General features: G+C 43.5%; 13 protein-coding genes and 2 pseudogenes. 10 read left to right on the forward strand and 5 right to left on the reverse strand.

The window, feature by feature from the left end; all coding sequences use genetic code 11:
- Positions 1-127: 127 nt before the first annotated feature.
- Together F6K53_RS22515 and F6K53_RS22520 are read right to left on the reverse strand one after the other, a co-directional pair.
- A pseudogene (locus F6K53_RS22515) lies at positions 128-1,132 on the reverse strand (transposase); the annotation flags it as partial.
- A 177-nt stretch (positions 1,133-1,309) separates the two neighbouring features.
- Entirely contained in the window at positions 1,310-2,323 is a 1,014-nt protein-coding gene (locus tag F6K53_RS22520; protein ID WP_293017627.1) for a LysR family transcriptional regulator, read from the reverse strand.
- A gap of 217 nt (positions 2,324-2,540) precedes the next feature.
- Between F6K53_RS22520 and F6K53_RS22525 the strand changes: the two genes are divergently transcribed.
- The 5 genes and pseudogenes from F6K53_RS22525 to F6K53_RS22545 all read left to right on the forward strand — a co-directional run bounded on the left by F6K53_RS22525 (position 2,541) and on the right by F6K53_RS22545 (position 9,312).
- The gene (locus F6K53_RS22525) at positions 2,541-3,257 is read left to right on the forward strand and encodes an NnrU family protein (RefSeq protein ID WP_293017629.1); all 717 of its coding nucleotides are present in this window, start codon (positions 2,541-2,543) and stop codon (positions 3,255-3,257) included.
- Between the two features lie 86 nt (positions 3,258-3,343).
- Entirely contained in the window at positions 3,344-3,775 is a 432-nt protein-coding gene (trxA, locus tag F6K53_RS22530) for a thioredoxin (protein ID WP_293017631.1), read from the forward strand.
- 734 nt (positions 3,776-4,509) lie between these two features.
- Positions 4,510-6,576, forward strand: coding sequence for an NAD(P)H-quinone oxidoreductase subunit 5 (locus tag F6K53_RS22535; RefSeq protein ID WP_293017632.1), 2,067 nt, complete (start codon positions 4,510-4,512; stop codon positions 6,574-6,576).
- Between the two features lie 104 nt (positions 6,577-6,680).
- Complete coding sequence (locus F6K53_RS22540) at positions 6,681-8,264, forward strand: NAD(P)H-quinone oxidoreductase subunit 4 (protein WP_293071053.1); 1,584 nt, start codon at positions 6,681-6,683, stop codon at positions 8,262-8,264.
- A 435-nt stretch (positions 8,265-8,699) separates the two neighbouring features.
- A pseudogene (locus F6K53_RS22545) lies at positions 8,700-9,312 on the forward strand (Uma2 family endonuclease).
- A gap of 56 nt (positions 9,313-9,368) precedes the next feature.
- Here F6K53_RS22545 and F6K53_RS22550 read toward each other — a convergent pair.
- The gene (locus tag F6K53_RS22550; RefSeq protein WP_293039629.1) at positions 9,369-10,118 is read right to left on the reverse strand and encodes a Uma2 family endonuclease; all 750 of its coding nucleotides are present in this window, start codon (positions 10,116-10,118) and stop codon (positions 9,369-9,371) included.
- A gap of 83 nt (positions 10,119-10,201) precedes the next feature.
- Positions 10,202-11,071: a Uma2 family endonuclease gene (locus F6K53_RS22555; RefSeq protein WP_293071055.1), complete on the reverse strand. Its 870-nt coding sequence runs from the start codon at positions 11,069-11,071 to the stop codon at positions 10,202-10,204.
- 264 nt (positions 11,072-11,335) lie between these two features.
- On the opposite strand from F6K53_RS22555, the gene F6K53_RS22560 reads away from it, so the two are divergent.
- Both F6K53_RS22560 and F6K53_RS22565 read left to right on the forward strand, forming a co-directional pair.
- Positions 11,336-11,521 carry a hypothetical protein gene (locus tag F6K53_RS22560; RefSeq protein WP_293060070.1) on the forward strand — a complete coding sequence of 62 codons (186 nt, stop codon included), beginning with the start codon at positions 11,336-11,338 and terminating at the stop codon, positions 11,519-11,521.
- Positions 11,522-11,547: 26 nt separating this feature from the next.
- Positions 11,548-12,726 (forward strand): agmatine/peptidylarginine deiminase, encoded by a 1,179-nt coding sequence (locus F6K53_RS22565; RefSeq protein ID WP_293071057.1) that lies wholly within the window; start codon positions 11,548-11,550, stop codon positions 12,724-12,726.
- 410 nt (positions 12,727-13,136) lie between these two features.
- Here the strand turns inward: F6K53_RS22565 and F6K53_RS22570 are convergent, their stop codons facing one another.
- Positions 13,137-13,946: a carbonic anhydrase family protein gene (locus F6K53_RS22570; protein WP_293060058.1), complete on the reverse strand. Its 810-nt coding sequence runs from the start codon at positions 13,944-13,946 to the stop codon at positions 13,137-13,139.
- A 283-nt stretch (positions 13,947-14,229) separates the two neighbouring features.
- On the opposite strand from F6K53_RS22570, the gene F6K53_RS22575 reads away from it, so the two are divergent.
- From F6K53_RS22575 to F6K53_RS45980, 3 genes are read left to right on the forward strand one after another with little or no spacing between them, the layout of a single operon-like run.
- On the forward strand, positions 14,230-14,358 hold the full coding sequence (locus tag F6K53_RS22575) for a hypothetical protein (RefSeq protein WP_293071059.1): 129 nt from the start codon (positions 14,230-14,232) through the stop codon (positions 14,356-14,358).
- 33 nt (positions 14,359-14,391) lie between these two features.
- Entirely contained in the window at positions 14,392-15,594 is a 1,203-nt protein-coding gene (locus tag F6K53_RS45975; RefSeq protein ID WP_364303930.1) for an NACHT domain-containing protein, read from the forward strand.
- Complete coding sequence (locus tag F6K53_RS45980; protein ID WP_364303932.1) at positions 15,537-17,315, forward strand: HEAT repeat domain-containing protein; 1,779 nt, start codon at positions 15,537-15,539, stop codon at positions 17,313-17,315. The genes F6K53_RS45975 and F6K53_RS45980 overlap by 58 nt, the downstream gene beginning before the upstream one ends.
- The last annotated feature ends 386 nt before the right edge of the window (positions 17,316-17,701 follow it).

A 17,701-nucleotide genomic window follows, 5' to 3' on the forward strand; every position in this document is an offset into this window, starting at 1 on the left:
TGTCACTCGGATTTCACGAGGGGTGGAATTTCACCACCATGGTTATCAAGTTGTCATGGTTCATTTAACCAAGCAGCTAATCCTCCAAATCCTTATTGGATAAGGTTTATAGCTAACGAATCGCACCTCGAAATTGGTACCAACCTGCATCGTTAATAGACTTAGCTAAACAGTGGTTTTTAACCAGGTTTTTAACTCTTAAATCTTGCCTTCGGCACGCTGCGCGAACGTAGGCGACCAGGTCGTTAGACCGGATTACGCAGCGCGCCGGAGACGAAACCTTAGATAGTGGAGCCTTTATGGGTGTTCGGCTTTGCATAAAAGGGTTAAATCTTTTGTAATAAGGCTCCACTATCTTACGGTAACTTCTAACCAGTCTCTTGGCGTGCTCTTCACGTTGTCTACTTATTTTAAGGTGTGTCCTACCTAGTCTATTAATTGCTTTTTTACGGTTAGCAGAGCCTTTCTTTTTTCGAGAAACTCGACGTTGATAAAACTTTAAGTGCTTTTCACCTTTTTTGTAAAACCTGGGATTAGGTTCAGAGTATCCGTCAGAGTCGGTATAAAACTCCTTCAAGCCTACGTCCAATCCAACAGTAAAGCCAGTGGCTTCTAATTGTTCTGAATTGTCTACTTTGACGCAAAACTGGACATAGTAACCATCGGCTTTTTGGACAATCCGAACTCGCTTGATTAATTTTTGTTCGAATCTCCACAAGTCCCAGGTCCCCTTGAGCTTGACTTTTCCGATACCCTTCTTGTCGGTGAATTTTATGGACTTATTATCTGGGGATAACTTCCATCCAGATTGCTTATACTCCACTGATCTAGAATGTTTCTTGAAACGAGGATAACCCTTCTTTCCAGGAATTTTATTTTTGCAGTTATCGAAGAAACGTTTGATAGCACGTTCTACGTTCTCAACAGAGGCTTGGCAAGCATGACTATTGAGGTCTTTAACAAATTCAAACTCTTCCCTTAGTTGAGTGTTGTATCGATAGAGTTCTTTCTTCCCTGTTCCACGATTGTCCATCCAATACCGAAGTACCTTGTTACGGACAAAACGAGCCGTTCTAATGGCTTCATTTATTGCCAACTTTTGAGGCTCTTTAAGGACAGCCTTGAATTCCATAACCAACACTTAAAATCACCTCCTTGGTATTGATGCATTGCTTTCTATTATAGTCGATATCTTAGGACGAAAATTTCCGGGCAGTTAGGGAATAAATTCCTGTTCGGGCTAACCCCATGGATAGAATCGGTGGGGCGTTGCGCCCTCAGGGTCTTTGGTCACTTGTTTTCAACCCTTTCAACCCCCAGCTTCAGCGTGGGGGCTATCCACTTCTAAATTTTTAGGATTAGTTACCATCCCTGATAGTGCCAAGGATTGCCCGTGCCATGCTACTGAGCCAAACAAGGGCAAAATCTGCCTACAGAAGGCTTCTGTTGCTTTGGAAAGGTAACGATTGGGGTTAATCACCAAAGACAATACCCGTTTAACCACTACTCCCTCTATTTTTGCCCTGTGTAGCACCCCCATTTGTAATTCTTTTTCAATAGCTGTAATCGATACAAAGGCAGCTCCTAGTCCTGACTGTACTGCATTCTTAATCGCTTCAATGGAGTTAAGTTCCATCTCCACCTTAAACCGTTTAGCATCAATGCCACTGCGACCTAATACCTGGTCAATTACCTTACGGATGGTGGATTGGGAGTCCAAGGCAATAAACTGTAACTTATACAGGTCTTCTTTTTGGATCTTCTCCAAATTAGCCATGGGATGAAATGCAGGCAAGATTAGTACTAGCTCATCTTCAGCATAAGGACTAATGGTCAAGGTTTCTTGAAGTTCTGGGGGAACTTCACCACCAATAATGGCTAAATCCACTAGTCCATTGGCTACACCCCAGGAAGTGCGGCGAGTGGAGTGAACCTGTAATTGTACTGTCACCTCAGGATAGCTTTGTCGGAACATACCAAGCATCCGAGGTAGTAGATAGGTTCCGGTAGTTTGAGATGCACCAATAATTAAGGTCCCACCTTGGAGACTTTGTAAGTCGTCAATGGCTCGGCAGGTTTCCTGGCATAGAGCCAGAATTTTTTCCCCATAGTCCAACAGCAGGTGTCCAGCTTCCGTCAGTTGGGCACGGCGTCCACCCCTGTCAAATAACGGCACCTCTAACTGTCGCTCTAAATTTTGTACTTGCAGGCTGATAGCAGGTTGGCTTACGTATAGACTATCAGCAGCACGCTTGAAACTCCCCTCAGTAGCGATCGCTTTGAGTATACGGAGTTGATCGAGAGAAAAAGGTAGGTCAGACATAGGGCTAAACCATTAACAGAAAGGAGCGAGCTGAAATCGAAACTAACATAACCAGGACTCAAGTTCCTACTCCGTCTTGATGCAGTCGCTCATGGGGGGGACCCCCAAGACCGTAATGGTGCTTTTTCCGTAGGCGAATTAAATTCGCCACGGGTCGCACCTCTGCATCGCTTTTTTGCTATAATAGAGCGTTATTTCCCATCTATCACCCTTGCCTATGGTATTTCCAAATTGGCTGAGTGTCAGCCACTTTGTCATGTTTGGGTTGCTATTGACTTTTGCGATCGCTCATAGTGGTTTAGCCGCCCTGCGTTCTAAGGGTGAACAAATAATTGGTCCAAGGCTTTATCGTATTGTCTTTGCTTTAGTGAGTCTTCCGCTAGCAGTTGTATTAATTATTTACTTTTTGAACCATCGATATGATGGTATACAGTTGTGGCTCCTTCAGGACCTGCCAGGTATTAAGTCATTAGTATGGGGGCTTTCAGTCATTTCTTTCTTGTTTCTTTATCCAGCTACGTTTAATTTATTAGAAATTGCTGCGATTCAAAAGCCCCAAGTCCATCTGTATGAGTCTGGCATTATGCGGGTTACCAGGCATCCCCAAATGGTAGGACAAGTAATATGGTGTATTGCCCATACCCTCTGGATTGGTAGCACCTTTACCCTATTGACCTCCGTGGGATTAATTCTCCACCATCTTTTCGCTGTCTGGCATGGAGACCGCCGGTTGTTGGCACGGCATGGAGAAGCCTTTTGTGCACTCAAAGCTCGCACATCCGTAATCCCTTTTTTGGCAATTATCCAGGGACGTCAATTCCTGAGATGGCAGGAGTTTGTTCGTCCGGCATACCTAGGAGTCATCGGTTTTACTGGGCTGTTGTGGTGGGTACATCCCCTCATGATTACAGCTGTAGCCCAAGTAAATTGGTAATTAGGACATTTCTGTTGCTCAGATGATCCCGATTCGATGTAGCATGATCCCAAACAAATCTAAAAACCCTTATATTTCAAAAAATCATGGTATTGTCTGTTGATGAACGGACGTTTTCAAAAACAGTTTTAGACTCTTCTGAGCCAGTTATCGTTGATTTCTGGGCTCCCTGGTGTGGAGTATGCCGGTTTGTTCACCCCATACTTGAGGAATTCCAAGCTCAAGGAAGCAATGATGTCAAGGTTGTCAGAGTAAACGCCGATAACAATCTCAAGCTTGCCAATACCTATCGACTCAAGACCCTACCGACATTGCTATTCTTTGAGCAAGGTCAGTTGGTCTCACGAATAGAAGGTTTCCAAGGTCGGGATGAGCTGCTCAGGGAAATTGCCAGGCTGCTCAAATCACACTGCCAATACCCAGATTTGACCAAGGAGTTGGATAAAAGGCAGCGCCAAGGTTTGAAAGCTTTTTCGGCCAATATCCCCTCTAGAGAAATTCTACGTCTTAGGTCTTAGGTCTTAGGTCTTAGGTCTTAGGTGCAAGAGGGTAATGGTACACAAGGAAAGCTGTTGACACCCGACCTGCTTTACCCGGCGCTAGGGAACTGGGTCAGAACACCCTTAGCCATTCAACCTAAAAGCCTAAAACCTTCACTTAAACTAATTAGCTAATTAGCGACTCTTAACCTAATTAGCCATTGAATTGGTCATCGGTAACCAGGTTGTGGGTTTACCATTTCCCATGACCAATTTCCCTTTCCCATGACCAATTACCAATTACCAATTACCAATTACCAATTACCAATTACTAATTGGTTTCTGACTCTTGTGCCTGAACTGTCCCTGTGAATTGATAAAAGTTATATTATACCACTTTCATGGCTAGGAATTGGGAAAGTATCCGTGCCAAAAAGATAAATTTTTGTTAATTAAATTTTCTTATTATTTTCATCAAATATTGGGATTATCTGATGATTACTCGTTTTGATCAGATATTTTGTAATGAAGATTACTAAAAAGGTTAAGATTTGTATCAGATATGAGACCTTAGTGGCCTATTCACCGGATGGCGGCTGTTGGTAGTAGTCACCGCAAACCAATGCCAACCGTGAGTCCATGGTCTAGGCTGCTATAGTGCAGTTGAGATTAAAGGATCTGGCCTTCTACAGACAAACAAAAAGAAAAACTTTAGACATCAGCGGTTTACAGTTTGCCAAAATAGTAACGAAATCTGAAGTAGGCTGTCTTCAATGGAACCGCTTTATCAATATGCCTGGCTAATCCCAGTGTTTCCCTTGGCAGGGGCAATGCTGGTTGGTCTGGGGCTAATTTCCTTCAATAGAGCAACAAACCGTCTGCGGCAGCTGTTAGCTGTATTTATTGTCTCCTGGTTGGGGGCGTCCATGGTGTTCTCCTTTGCTATACTCTGGAGTCAATTTCATGGTCATGAACCCTATCAACGCACCCTGGAGTGGGCTGCTGCTGGCAATTTTCACCTAATGATGGGCTATACCATCGATCACTTAACCGCACTGATGCTGGTAGTGGTGACCACCGTAGCTTTTCTGGTCATGATTTATACCGATGGCTACATGGCTCATGACCCCGGTTATGTGCGCTTCTATGCTTATTTAAGCTTGTTTAGTTCCTCTATGCTCGGTTTGGTGGTTTCTGCCAACCTGTTGCAAGTTTATATTTTCTGGGAACTGGTGGGAATGTGTTCCTACCTGCTAATTGGATTCTGGTATGACCGTAAGGCAGCAGCAGATGCTTGTCAAAAAGCTTTCGTGACTAACCGTGTTGGAGACTTTGGTCTGCTGTTAGGCATGTTGGGACTCTACTGGGCAACTGGCACCTTCGACTTTGATGCCATGGGAGCCAATCTGGAAGCCTTTGTCGAATCCGGTTACCTGGGTGCAGGCATGGCAGCTGTGTTCGCTGTCTTAGTGTTTCTCGGTCCGGTGGCTAAATCCGCACAATTTCCCCTCCACGTTTGGCTTCCCGATGCCATGGAAGGCCCAACCCCAATCTCTGCCCTAATTCACGCCGCAACTATGGTAGCCGCTGGGGTGTTTTTGATTGCGAGGATGTACCCCGTGTTTGAAGGGATTCCAGTCGCCATGACTGTGATTGCCTGGACGGGAGCATTTACCGCTTTCTTAGGGGCAACCATTGCTATTACTCAAAATGATATTAAGAAAGGGTTAGCCTATTCAACTATGTCTCAATTGGGTTATATGGTAATGGCAATGGGCATTGGAGCCTATGGTGCTGGCTTATTTCACCTGATGACCCACGCTTATTTCAAAGCCATGCTGTTCCTCTGCTCTGGGTCAGTAATTCACGGTATGGAAGCTGTGGTTGGCCATGACCCGATTTTGGCTCAGGATATGCGGTTAATGGGAGGCTTGCGTAAGTTTATGCCCATTACCTCCCTGACATTCCTAATTGGAACCTTGGCAATTTGTGGAATTCCACCCTTCGCAGGGTTCTGGTCAAAAGATGAAATCTTAGGCAGTACTTTTGAGGTAAGTCCAATACTTTGGGGAATTGGCTGGCTGACCGCTGGAATGACTGCTTTCTATATGTTCCGGATGTATTTCTCCACCTTTGAAGGGGAATTTCGGGGCAATGAGATGGAAATTCGTCATCAACTCAAAGAAGCTGCTGGTGTAGCTGTACCTGCTTTTGGTCCTGGTGCTATGGATGTACGGGAACTTGAGGCTCAGGCTGACGATGATCACCACGACCACCACCACAGTGAGTTTCCCCATGAGTCACCCTTAACGATGACACTACCGTTGTTAGTGTTAGCCGTGCCATCGGTACTGATTGGTTTGGTGGGAACTCCCTTTAACAACTACTTTGAGGAATTTATCCACCCAGCCAGTGAAACCATAGCCGAAGTCGTGGCAGAAGCAGAAGCCTTTGACTGGTCAGAATTTCTGATTATGGGCGGCAGTTCCGTGGGAATCGGTCTGATTGGGATTTCCGTTGCGGTACTGATGTACTTACAGGGCAAGATTGACCCCAATGCGATCGCTAAAAAAATCCAGCCCCTATATCAGCTGTCTCTCAATAAGTGGTACTTCGATGAAATTTATGACCGGCTGTTTGTTCAGGGAAGCCGTCGATTAGCACGGCAAGTTATGGAAGTAGACTACCGTATCGTTGATGGTGTAGTCAACCTGACTGGCTTTTTCACCCTGCTCAGTGGTGAAGCACTGAAATACGTAGAAAACGGTCGTGCCCAATTCTATGCTCTAATTGTCTTCCTCGCAGTACTGGGTTTAGTAATTGTCTCAGGTGTGACCTGACCTGCTTTGTTAATTGTTAGTTGTTTATACACAATTAACAATTAACAATTAACAATTAACAATTTGCAATTTTATTTTGACCAATGGTGACTGACTAGTTGACTATGACAGATTTCCCCTGGCTAACAATAATTATTCTGTTTCCGATTGCGGCATCGCTTCTGCTCCCGTTTCTGCCAGAAAAAAATGGGACTTGGGAGCGTTGGTACTCTTTAATTATCGGGCTAATTGATTTTGCCCTAATTGTCTATGCTTTTGTGACCCAGTACGACCTGAGCAACCCAGAACTGCAACTGGTCGAAAAATACAGCTGGGTGCCTCAAATGGACTTGAATTGGTCAGTAGGTGTAGATGGCTTATCCATGCCTCTTGTTTTACTGACTGGCTTTATTACTACCCTAGCGATGCTGGCAGCTTGGCCGGTAACCTTCAAGCCTAAGCTATTTTACTTCCTGATGTTGGCAATGTACGGTGGTCAGATTGCTGTATTTGCTGTTCAAGATATGCTGTTGTTCTTCTTGGTATGGGAACTGGAGTTAATTCCGGTTTACATGCTACTGTCAATCTGGGGGGGCAAAAAGCGTCTCTATGCAGCTACCAAGTTTATCCTCTACACCGCAGGGGGTTCCCTGTTTATCTTGCTAGCTGCCTTAGGCATGGCATTCTATGGAGATACCGTAACCTTTGATATGCGATCGCTCGCCCTCAAAGATTACGCCCTCAATTTCCAGCTATTGCTTTACGGAGGCTTCCTGATTGCTTACGGGGTCAAGCTACCCATCTTCCCTCTACATACCTGGTTACCAGATGCCCATGGGGAAGCCACAGCACCGGTACACATGCTCCTGGCTGGCATTCTGCTGAAAATGGGGGGATATGCCCTAATCCGCATGAATGCTGGCATGCTACCCGATGCCCATGCCGTGTTTGCTCCCGTATTGATAATTTTAGGGATTGTCAATATTGTCTATGCTGCCCTTACCTCCTTTGCCCAGCGTAATCTCAAGCGTAAGATTGCTTACTCATCCATTTCCCATATGGGATTTGTCTTAATTGGTATTGCTTCTTTTACCGACTTAGGCATGAGTGGAGCAGTGATGCAAATGATTTCCCACGGTTTAATTGGTGCCAGCCTATTCTTCTTAGTAGGAGCTACCTATGACCGTACCCATACCTTGATGCTCGATGAGATGGGGGGTGTTGGTAAGAGAATGGGCAAAATGTTCGCCATGTGGACAACCTGTTCCATGGCATCCTTAGCATTACCCGGAATGAGTGGGTTTGTGGCAGAAGTGATGGTGTTTGTTGGCTTTGCCACCAGTGATGCTTACGGTTCCTTGTTCAAAGTATTAGTGATCGTCCTGGCAGCTATCGGGGTTATCTTAACACCAGTTTACCTGCTCTCCATGCTGCGGGAGATTTTATACGGTCCGGAAAACAAGGAATTAGTCGCCCACGAAGCCTTGATTGATGCTGAACCTCGGGAAGTGTTTATTATTGCCTGTCTGTTAGTACCAATTATCGGCATTGGTTTGTATCCGAAAATTGTGACTCAGATCTATGACGCTACCACAGTCCAGCTAACCGCACGACTCCGCAACTCTGTACCAACCTTGGTCAACGAAGCACCAGTAGCACTAGAAAATGCTCCAATAGTTTCTGTCGCTCCATCCATTGCTCCTCGTTAGGGATTGATCTGGTTTACCGTTGACTAGTGCTTAGTAGGGTGGGCAAAAACAGTTCTATTGTTTTGAGTATTCGAGACTAGATTACTAATGGTGCTTAGTAGGGTGGGCAAAAACAGTTCTATTGTTTTGAGTATTCGAGACTAGATTAGTTTGCCCACCATACTAGTGATTAACAAATTAGCAGCGTTTAATGTAGGGGTAGTATGAACCAACCCCTACATTTTTTTGTTGCCAAAGCCCCCAAAAAGCTCCCTTATATCATGTCAGGATAATTACCCTTAATAAAAATCTCCCCCATCTCCCCATCTCCCCATCTCCCCACACTTTTATTATGGGTATTCAACCGAACTTGATATTAGAGAAGCTATTGCTAGCGATCGCTTAACCAAAACTGATCTTAAAATATAAGAAACTTGTGCGGGAAGTAGCTAAATCATGACATTAGCCACCACAGCTGTTGAAACTAATCCCATTGTGCTGAGGATGCCTCCAGCATTGGATATGGATGATGACCAATTTTTTGAGTTTTGTCAGGTTAATCGAGATTTACGTATTGAACGCACATTAGACGGAGAAATAATTGTTATGCCCCCAACAGGAGGTGAAACATCTGACAGAAATTCCGACATTAATTTTCAGCTACGGTTATGGAACCGCCAAACAAAGCTAGGGAAAGTTTTTGAGTCTTCTTGTGGCAATAAGGCTGCCCAATGGGGCAGATCGTTCTCCTGATGCATCTTGGCTCAAGCTGGAGCGGTGGGAATCCCTGAGTAAAGAACAAAGGAAAAAATTTATTCCTCTGTGCCCAGATTTTGTGATTGAGTTGCGTTCCCCCAGTGATAGGGTAAAAGACCTCAAGGACAAGATGGAGGAGTACATGGACAATGGTGCGAGGTTGGGGTGGTTGATTGAGCCAAATAGTCGTCGGGTGTATATTTACCGTCCTGGTGCTGATGTGGAGCAATTGGAAAATCCCGCTACGGTCAAGGGGGATGATTCAGTGCTGCCTGGTTTTGTCATGGTTATGGAAGAAATTTGGGAAGGTTGAGGGGTAGTACTTTCAGCCTACTCCCTTCGCTCCTTCTTATCCAAAACTGACCTTAGTTATTTTTGCAGTCTGTGATTAACCTCTTCTACTGATATACTCAAAGCTTCAGCTATCTGTTCCACACTCACCCCTAATCCTAATAAATGGGAAATAGCTTTCTGTAGTGCTTGTTCAGTTTTCTGTAGTGCTTGTTCAGCTTCCTCATAAGCCATGTCCAGTTCTTGAAAATTTAATAGCTTTTTACCTAACTTTGGATCGAAAAACTCTAATTTTCCCTGATTCACTTGAAGTTCTAGACCTAAGACTTCACTGTAAATCGAGAAATCTTCATCTCCTAAAGGTTTGCTAGCTATAGGCTCATAGTTTCCCTCCACCAGACGTAATCCTTTCAGGGGTGGTTGGAGATAATCTTCCACAGGGTCATACTGCATGTATTCTAATACTCCCATATCTTGGTATGTTTGGCGATTAAACCTTTGATCAGTTCCCTTAGTACTTATTGAAGTTACTTCTAAGATCCAACTCGGAAAATTTCCGCCTTCTTCCCAAACTTTGTAGTGTTTTCGTAGTTTATTTTCTACTCCGAAAATCACAAATACATCAGGCTCGATTACGGCATCATATATGCCTTCTAGGTAGTAAATCGATAAGTTACCCGAAACATAAACATCGTCTCGATTTTTGAAATAGTTTTTCAAGGCTTCTACGCCATAAATGATATAATCTCGGTTAGGGTCACTTTCTGCCATTGGTGTACCATTAGTATTGCGGTAGAAAAATTTAGGTTTTAATTGCTCATTAGTCATTGGTCATTCAGCAAGGGAGTAGGGAGCAGGGAATAGGGAATAGGGAATAGGGAACAGGGAATAGGTAAGGGGGAATAACCAATTTAAATGTGACGGTTAACCTCTGCCACTGATAAATTTAGTGCTTCAGCTATCTGTTCAACAGTCAAGCCTAAGCTTAATAACTGGGAAATAGCATTCTGTAGCCCTTCTTCCGCTCGTTGTCGGGCTTGAGCTTCGGCAGCTCGCTCTAACTCCGCTTGTTGTCGGGCTTGAACTTCAGCAGCTCGCTCTAACTCCGCTTGTTGTCGGGCTTGAGTTTCTGCGGTTTGCTCTAACTTTGCTCGTTGATAAGCTATCTCCAGTTCTTGAAAATTTAATAGCTTTTTCCCCAGCTTCGGATCAAAAAATTCTAGTTTTACCTGATGCACTTGCAGCTCTAGACCTAACACTTCACTATCAATAGAAAAATCTCCATCCCCTAAGGGCTTGCTGGGGATAGGTTGATACTTTCCCTTCACCAAACGTAATCCCTTAAGTGGCGGGTTAAGATAATCCCCGGTAGGATCATACTGAAAGTATTCTAATACTCCCATTGTTTGGTATAGTTTGCGTTTTGTGGTTTGATCACTATTCCGGCTGCTTTTTGAGGTTATTTCTAATACCCAACTGGGCAATTTTCCTCCTTCTTCCCAAGCCTTGTAGCTTCTTCGCTGTTTGTTTTCCACGCCAAAAACCACAAATACATCAGGAGAGACTACCTGATCGGGTTCTCCTTTCTGGTAGTAAATAAATAAGTTACCCGAAACATAAACATCTTCCCGATTTTTGAAATAACTTTTTAAGGCTTCTACGCCATAAATCAGATAATCCCGAGTAGGATCACTTTCTGTCATAGGCTTACCATCACTATCGGGGTAGAAAATTTCGGTTTTGAGTTCGTCAGTTATTTTAGTAATAGGTACTTTAGTCATAGGAAAGACACCTTCTGATTAAAATTGAAACTAGAAACTTGAAACTTATAGCTGATAGCTTACATTAGTGAACCTTTTCTCTATGGGGAAGAAGGGTAATGGTGAAAACACTTTCCCCATTACCCAAAGGTGTAATTGCAATCACACCGCATTACAGAATCTCTAATTACCTTAATTTGACCATCAGTAGAAAAAACAGATCACCTGTCACTGGACATTTGAGCCACTCTATGATAAAGCTGCTAGCATTAACCATCGAAAACCATGGCAAGTGTGGGAAGTATGGGAGGTGTGGGAAGTGTGGGGAGAGAAGAAGAGTGTGGGGAGAGAGGGAAGTGTGGAGAGGGTGGGAACTATGGGGAGGGTGGGAAGTGTGGGGAGGGTGGGAAGTATGGGAGAATTCCTACTCCCTACTCCCTACTCCCTACTCCCTACTCCCTACCCAAGTGATAAGTACTCTAGAATAGATAAACGCTATGTTGAATCGTCGAAGGTTACTAAAGTTAAGTGTTCTTTCAGCTGCTAGTGCCTTGGGTTGGTCAGCAGTTTGCTCAAGGGTGAGAACTGAGGTTAGTAGTAGTGAAATGCCGGACTATAGCAGCACTGGAGTGACGTTATTACAAGAGACAACACCCCTTGAGGATGGCTTTTTCTTTCCGGCGGAATGGCAACCCCATGAATTCACGATCATGGTGTTTCCTCCAGCTCAGAATTGGAAAGGGTATGGTCTGAAGAAGGCAAGGCGGGAATGGGCAGCAGTGGCGAATGCTGTCAATGAGTTTGAACCGGTTTCGATGGTTGTTCATCCTCAAGACAAGGGTGTGGCTAAGGGCTTGTTGAGTTCCGATATCGAACTGATTGAGTTTCCCGTAAACGATGGCTGGGCAAGGGATTCCGGTCCGATGTTTTTGGTGAACGGCAAGGGTTCACGTCGGGTAGCTGGGTTTACTTTCAACGGTTGGGGTGGTAAGTTTCCCCCCTATCACGACGATGCTTTACTAAAGGCGAGATTGTCTCACTATCTTGATACTACCATGTACTTATCCTCTCTAGTGTTGGAGGGCGGTGGTGTCACATTAGATGGTGAAGGTACTATTATCACCACTGAGGAATGTTTACTTAACCCTAATCGCAACCCCACCATGAGTAAGTCTCAAGTTGAGAGATTGTTGAAGCACTATCTCGGGGCTGAAACCGTGGTTTGGCTAGGTCGTGGTATCGTACCTGATCCGGTGACAGATGGACATGTGGATGGGATTTGCGCATTTGCCGCACCTGGATTGGTCTTACTCCATAGCACTGATGATAGGAATGATCCAAACTACAAGATTTGTCGGGATGCTAAGCATCGATTACAACAAAGTACTGATGCTCGCGGACGTAAGTTTGAGATTGTTGAGATTCCTCTTGGCTTAGATGTTGCTCATATGAATTTTTATATTGCTAATAATGCTGTGATCGTTCCAGTTGCTGGTGACTCAAGCCAAGATGATGCTCCCCTTGCTATTCTGCGTGAGGTTTTCCCTGGGCGGAAGGTTGTTGGTGTGGATAGTTTAATACTAGCTGAAGGTGGAGGAGGAGTTCATTGTATTACCCAACAGGTACCTGTTGCTAATGGGGTAAGCATTCAGCAGTCAGCAGTCAGCAATCAGTAAATTTTGGGGCAGGAAACAGGCAAGATGCCTGTTCCACCAACATGCTTGTTCTACACAAATAACTATTTAAGCAAAATTTAACAAATAGTCTCTGATTTTATGACAGTTTTATATTATTAATTCCTAGATAATTTTCTTGATAATCTGCTCAAACTACAGGTTATTAACTTCAGCCTTTCAAAAGATACCATCAAATTCACCAGCCTCAAATCTTTTTCTCAATTCCTGGCGCTGAATTTTGCCGATCGCTGTTTAAAGACTGAGAACCTAGACACAGAAGGTGATACAGCACCCGTAGACTCAATTTGTAATAAAGAAATTCCCTATATACAAATTGAGTCTACCAGGCTCAAAAAACCCCTGGATAAAGGAGATGGCGACCTCCCTTAAACAGCTATTGAGTCAGCTCTTTATGCTGTCTGCTTTTTCAATGTGCCGCCAGCTGCAATAACACCCAAAGCAATAAGAGAAAGGGTAGAAGCGGGTTCGGGAACGGCACTAGATGCTACAATATCAGTCTGAACGATCCGACTATTGAGGGATTGTACATCGCGAGCATTGCCATTGGGAAAGAGCGTCTGAAAATTGTCAAGTTGCCCTTGGGACAATTCGAGTGTTTCGTTCAGCACAACCCATTTTACGCCCTCAGTAAAGGGTGGCGTTGTCAATGAGCCAGTAAATTGATATGAGGATAGATCATTGGGTAATAAACTACTCAGCTCAAAGTTATTGATGGGAATCTCAGTACTCGTTTCTTGTGGCGGTAAATTTGAAAATATTGGGTCTAGCAATACGTTGAATTTACCTTCTTCAATCCATCTGGCAACTACTAATAAATCACCATCATCACTTTCATGAACCAGGTGCAATTCCCCTGGAAAAGCTTGTCCATCCAGTGTGTTCTCACTGGGCGAATGGAAGTGAAACTGCTTAAGTTCAAATTCTTCAGATTCAAACTCCAGAATACCTGCACCATCCTCTACAACTGCTTCAATAGTGCCGAACTCGTCGGGTGAACCAGTATTAATTATTGCTAGTTCAGTGTCATCACTGTAGGTGAAATTTAGGGAAGGTAGACTATCTACTTTGTTTTCAGAGCGTATGTCAATAGGACTTTGTTCGAGTTGTGCATGTGCAGGGGTCTCATGACTGGCTAAAATTACCAATCCAAGTCCAACAGATACAAATAACACTTCTTGCCTCATGTGCCAAATTGTCATTACTAATGTATGTACTACTGGGTACAGACCAGTTGGATAAAATGCCTGAACCTATTGCTTAGATTAAATTACAGCGACATCGAAAGTGGCTCCGTGTACGCTTATATATTGATAATACCAAAAAAACGGCCCCCGCACTTCAAATATCCAAACCCCATGCCAAGGCTTGTTTTTCTCTCTAAAATAAATAAAAAAAACAGCTAAAAACATCCCCTGATTCTGATGATTCGCGCGATGAATCTATTTCCAGTAGCCAGTAGGGTGTGTTAGGGACGGGCTCCCCTTGATTTTACGCCTCTTGACATCGGTTGAGACAGCCCGGCCCGTAACGCACCACCGGGTCAAACTCCTGACTCCCGACTCCCGATTCCCTACTCCCTACTCCCTACTCCCTTTTCCCTTTTCTCTATAATGAGAAATAAATCAAAAAAAAACTACCAATATCATGCTGGATTGGTTAGCAATTTGGGGAATTTCTAGTGCCGGTGGCTATCTCGCTAAAGAAGTAATTGGTCCCTTGGCAAAAGACGCTCTAGAAGACTACACCAAAGACTTCTTCAAAGAGTCTATCAAAGACTATACTGGACTATCCGATCAAACTACCCAGAAAAAACTCTTCGGTAAAGCCTTAAAAGAATTTGTAGCCTTAGTTGAAAAGGAATTGGACGATGCTGACCTATCCAAGCAAGAATTAAAACAGTATACTAAACCCCTCAAGCAGTATATTAAGAACAAATCCATTAAAGCTATCCTAGGCAGTGCCTTTAGATATGGCTGTCAGCAACTAGATACTGAGACATTAGCTAAGACTTGGATTGAGCTTAAGTTATTACCATTACCGGAAGAATTTCGTTGGAAGTATATTGCTAGACAGTATCTCAAGCAAGTACACACTATCATCCGGGAATCGGATCAGTTGCGGCCTATCCGAGATTCCCAAACCTTGGATGCGATCGCAAACAACACAAAAGCTAACGCAGGCATTATCCCAGACTTTGACTTAAGCACCTATCAAGAAGCACTCCTAGAGCGCTACGGTAATCTGGGCTTAGATAGTTTAGATACCAGTGGCTATGCCTATAACGAACTAAAACTCTGGAGGATATTTATCCCCCAAAATGTGCGAGAGGTTCATGACCTGATGCCGTCAGCTCTTCATGAACTTCCTAAAGATTATTATAAACAACTGGGAGACAGTGATCAACTAGATATAGCAATTGCTCTAGAGGAGTTGAAACGAGCCAAAGACCTTTATCATCAACAGCCGCTTAAATCCGTATTGGATGTTATTAATGACTCTCAAGGCTATCGCTATTTGGTGGTTTTAGGAGACCCAGGCTCTGGTAAATCTACGTTGCTCCAGTATTTAGCATTGGAGTGGGCAAGAACAGATTTGACTACTGCCCTTTCTCTACCAATTCCATTACTGATTGAATTACGCACCTATATCCGCAATCGCGATAGTGGACAGTGTAATAACTTCTTGGAATTCTGCCATCAAAGCAGTGGCTCCATCTGTCATATCAATCAACATCAACTGCATCACCAGTTAAAGGCTGGCAAGCTGTTAGTCATGTTTGTTCGCGTAGCGTGGCCAACGGCCATGGCTTGGATGAAGTGTTTGAACCAGGCAAACGAGAAGATGTGATTACCGATATTCATCGCTTTACCAATACCTATCCTAAGGTAAGAGTAATTGTTACATCTCGCGTCATTGGTTATAAACCCCAACGGCTACGAAATGCTCAATTTCGTCATGTGATGCTCCAAGACTTGGAGTCGGAACAAATTCAAACCTTTATCCACCACTGGCATGAGTTAACCTTTACGAATCAAGCCGATAAAGTTAGGAAACAGGAGCGCTTACAAAAAGCAATAGACACATCCTCCCCGATTCGACAACTGGCGGGAAATCCCCTATTACTAACCATGATGGCAATCCTGAACCGCAATCAAGAATTGCCTCGTGACCGCTCTGAACTCTATAACCAAGCGTCTCGATTACTGCTTTATCAATGGGATGTAGAGCGAGCATTACTAGAAGATAATCGTGTTGATCCCAAGACTATCGATTATAAAGATAAGCAACAGATGCTCGGTAAAGTGGCATATTTTATGCAGGGCAATCAAGCAGGGTTAGCGGGAAATCTGATTAGTGGAGAGGATTTAGAAAGGATTATCAAAGAGGAGCTGAAATTACGAGACGTTACTAATCCCAGAGCCGTTGCTAAGGTAATGATTAATCAGTTGCGCACCCGCAATTTTATCTTGTGTTTCATGGGAGCAGATTACTACGCCTTTTTGCATCGGACATTTTTGGAATATTTCTGTGCTTGGGAATTTGTCAGGAAATTTGAAAAAAAACAGGATATTTCCCTAGAACAGTTGAAAACTGAGGTATTTGCTAAGCACTGGCGGGATGAATCTTGGCATGAAGTGCTCAGGTTGATTGTGGGCATGATTGATTCCATTAAAGCTGGAGAGATTATTGAGTATTTGATGGCACAAGATGGAGAAAGTAATAAGTTTGGGAATTTATTTCTGGCAGCGGATTTTTTGTCTGAAGTCAGGAATCGGTATGAAATTAAATCAACGGATACTCGATTGCTGAATCACTTCAAAGACTTAATTGATCATGATCAAAATATAAAAAGATTCAGTGATAGTGATATTCTCACTAAAGTTGTTGTAGCAGTAGCAACCCATTGGCAAGACCACCCAGATACCTTAGCCCTACTTCAACAATCAGCTCGCTCTGATACTTCTTGGTTGGTGCGAGCTACAGCAATTGAACAGTTAGCTCAAGGTTACAAAGACCACCCAGATACCTTAGCCCTACTTCAACAATTGGCTCGCTCTGATACTTCTTGGTGGGTGCGAGATACAGCAATTGAACAGTTAGCTCAATGTTACAAATACCACCCAGATACTTTACCTCTACTTCAACAATCGGCTCGCTCTGATACTGATTGGGAGGTGCGAATTACAGCAATTCAACAGTTAGCTCAATGTTACAAAGACCACCAAGATACCTTAGCCCTACTTCAAGAATCCGCTCGCTCTGATACTGATACGTATGTGCGAGTTACAGCAATTCAACAGTTAGCTCAAGGTTGGCACGATCGCGTAGCGTGGCCTACGGCCAATCAGCCTTGGTTATTTGAATTTTTATGCGTTCGCACTCTCAATGATCTTTTTGAGCGCAAGAAAAGCTGGGATGACAATCCTCGACAAGTAGCCCTTAATGCCATCCTCGAATATTATCCTAACCATTCCCAAACCCGATCCTTATTGCTCGATAGAGCAGAGCATGACTCCGATCCTAAACTGCGGGAGTTTGCTCAAGAGAAATTAGCAAAATTACGGTAGTTCTGATAGTAATCAAGTACACAGGATTTTTTACCTGTTCCCTGTTTCCTAAAATTCTAAACTTGTTTACTTCACCCAAAAAGGCTTGATAAGTATTATGAAATATAGTAAATTGCTTAACAGCCAGTAAAGCACTCCCAAAGTCGAAAACCTTGGGAGAGTCATTTTAGGTTACATTAAATCCAGTCTAGCATCCCTGTTTGAATTGTGAAAATCAAACCATGGGAATAGATTTGAATGTAGAATGTAGAATTAAGAATGTAGAATTTATAATTTAGAATTTGTAAGCAGGTACACAAAAATGATTACACATTTTACAAAAACCAAAGCCTTACAATGTAAGGATTACATAAATTGAGAGTAGGTAATTAATTCTGTGTAGGTGT

Origin of the sequence: Moorena sp. SIO4A1, assembly GCF_010672065.1 — a bacterium.
Lineage (GTDB): Bacteria > Cyanobacteriota > Cyanobacteriia > Cyanobacteriales > Coleofasciculaceae > Moorena.

What these genes read in the sequence shown, in the direction of transcription:
- F6K53_RS22520 (WP_293017627.1), bottom strand. Translation starts at nt 2,323, where the DNA reads ATGTCTGACCTACCTTTTTCTCTCGATCAACTCCGTATACTCAAAGCG.
- F6K53_RS22525 (WP_293017629.1), top strand. Translation starts at nt 2,541, where the DNA reads ATGGTATTTCCAAATTGGCTGAGTGTCAGCCACTTTGTCATGTTTGGG.
- trxA (WP_293017631.1), top strand. Translation starts at nt 3,344, where the DNA reads ATGGTATTGTCTGTTGATGAACGGACGTTTTCAAAAACAGTTTTAGAC.
- F6K53_RS22535 (WP_293017632.1), top strand. Translation starts at nt 4,510, where the DNA reads ATGGAACCGCTTTATCAATATGCCTGGCTAATCCCAGTGTTTCCCTTG.
- F6K53_RS22540 (WP_293071053.1), top strand. Translation starts at nt 6,681, where the DNA reads ATGACAGATTTCCCCTGGCTAACAATAATTATTCTGTTTCCGATTGCG.
- F6K53_RS22550 (WP_293039629.1), bottom strand. Translation starts at nt 10,118, where the DNA reads ATGACTAATGAGCAATTAAAACCTAAATTTTTCTACCGCAATACTAAT.
- F6K53_RS22555 (WP_293071055.1), bottom strand. Translation starts at nt 11,071, where the DNA reads ATGACTAAAGTACCTATTACTAAAATAACTGACGAACTCAAAACCGAA.
- F6K53_RS22560 (WP_293060070.1), top strand. Translation starts at nt 11,336, where the DNA reads ATGGCAAGTGTGGGAAGTATGGGAGGTGTGGGAAGTGTGGGGAGAGAA.
- F6K53_RS22565 (WP_293071057.1), top strand. Translation starts at nt 11,548, where the DNA reads ATGTTGAATCGTCGAAGGTTACTAAAGTTAAGTGTTCTTTCAGCTGCT.
- F6K53_RS22570 (WP_293060058.1), bottom strand. Translation starts at nt 13,946, where the DNA reads ATGACAATTTGGCACATGAGGCAAGAAGTGTTATTTGTATCTGTTGGA.
- F6K53_RS45975 (WP_364303930.1), top strand. Translation starts at nt 14,392, where the DNA reads ATGCTGGATTGGTTAGCAATTTGGGGAATTTCTAGTGCCGGTGGCTAT.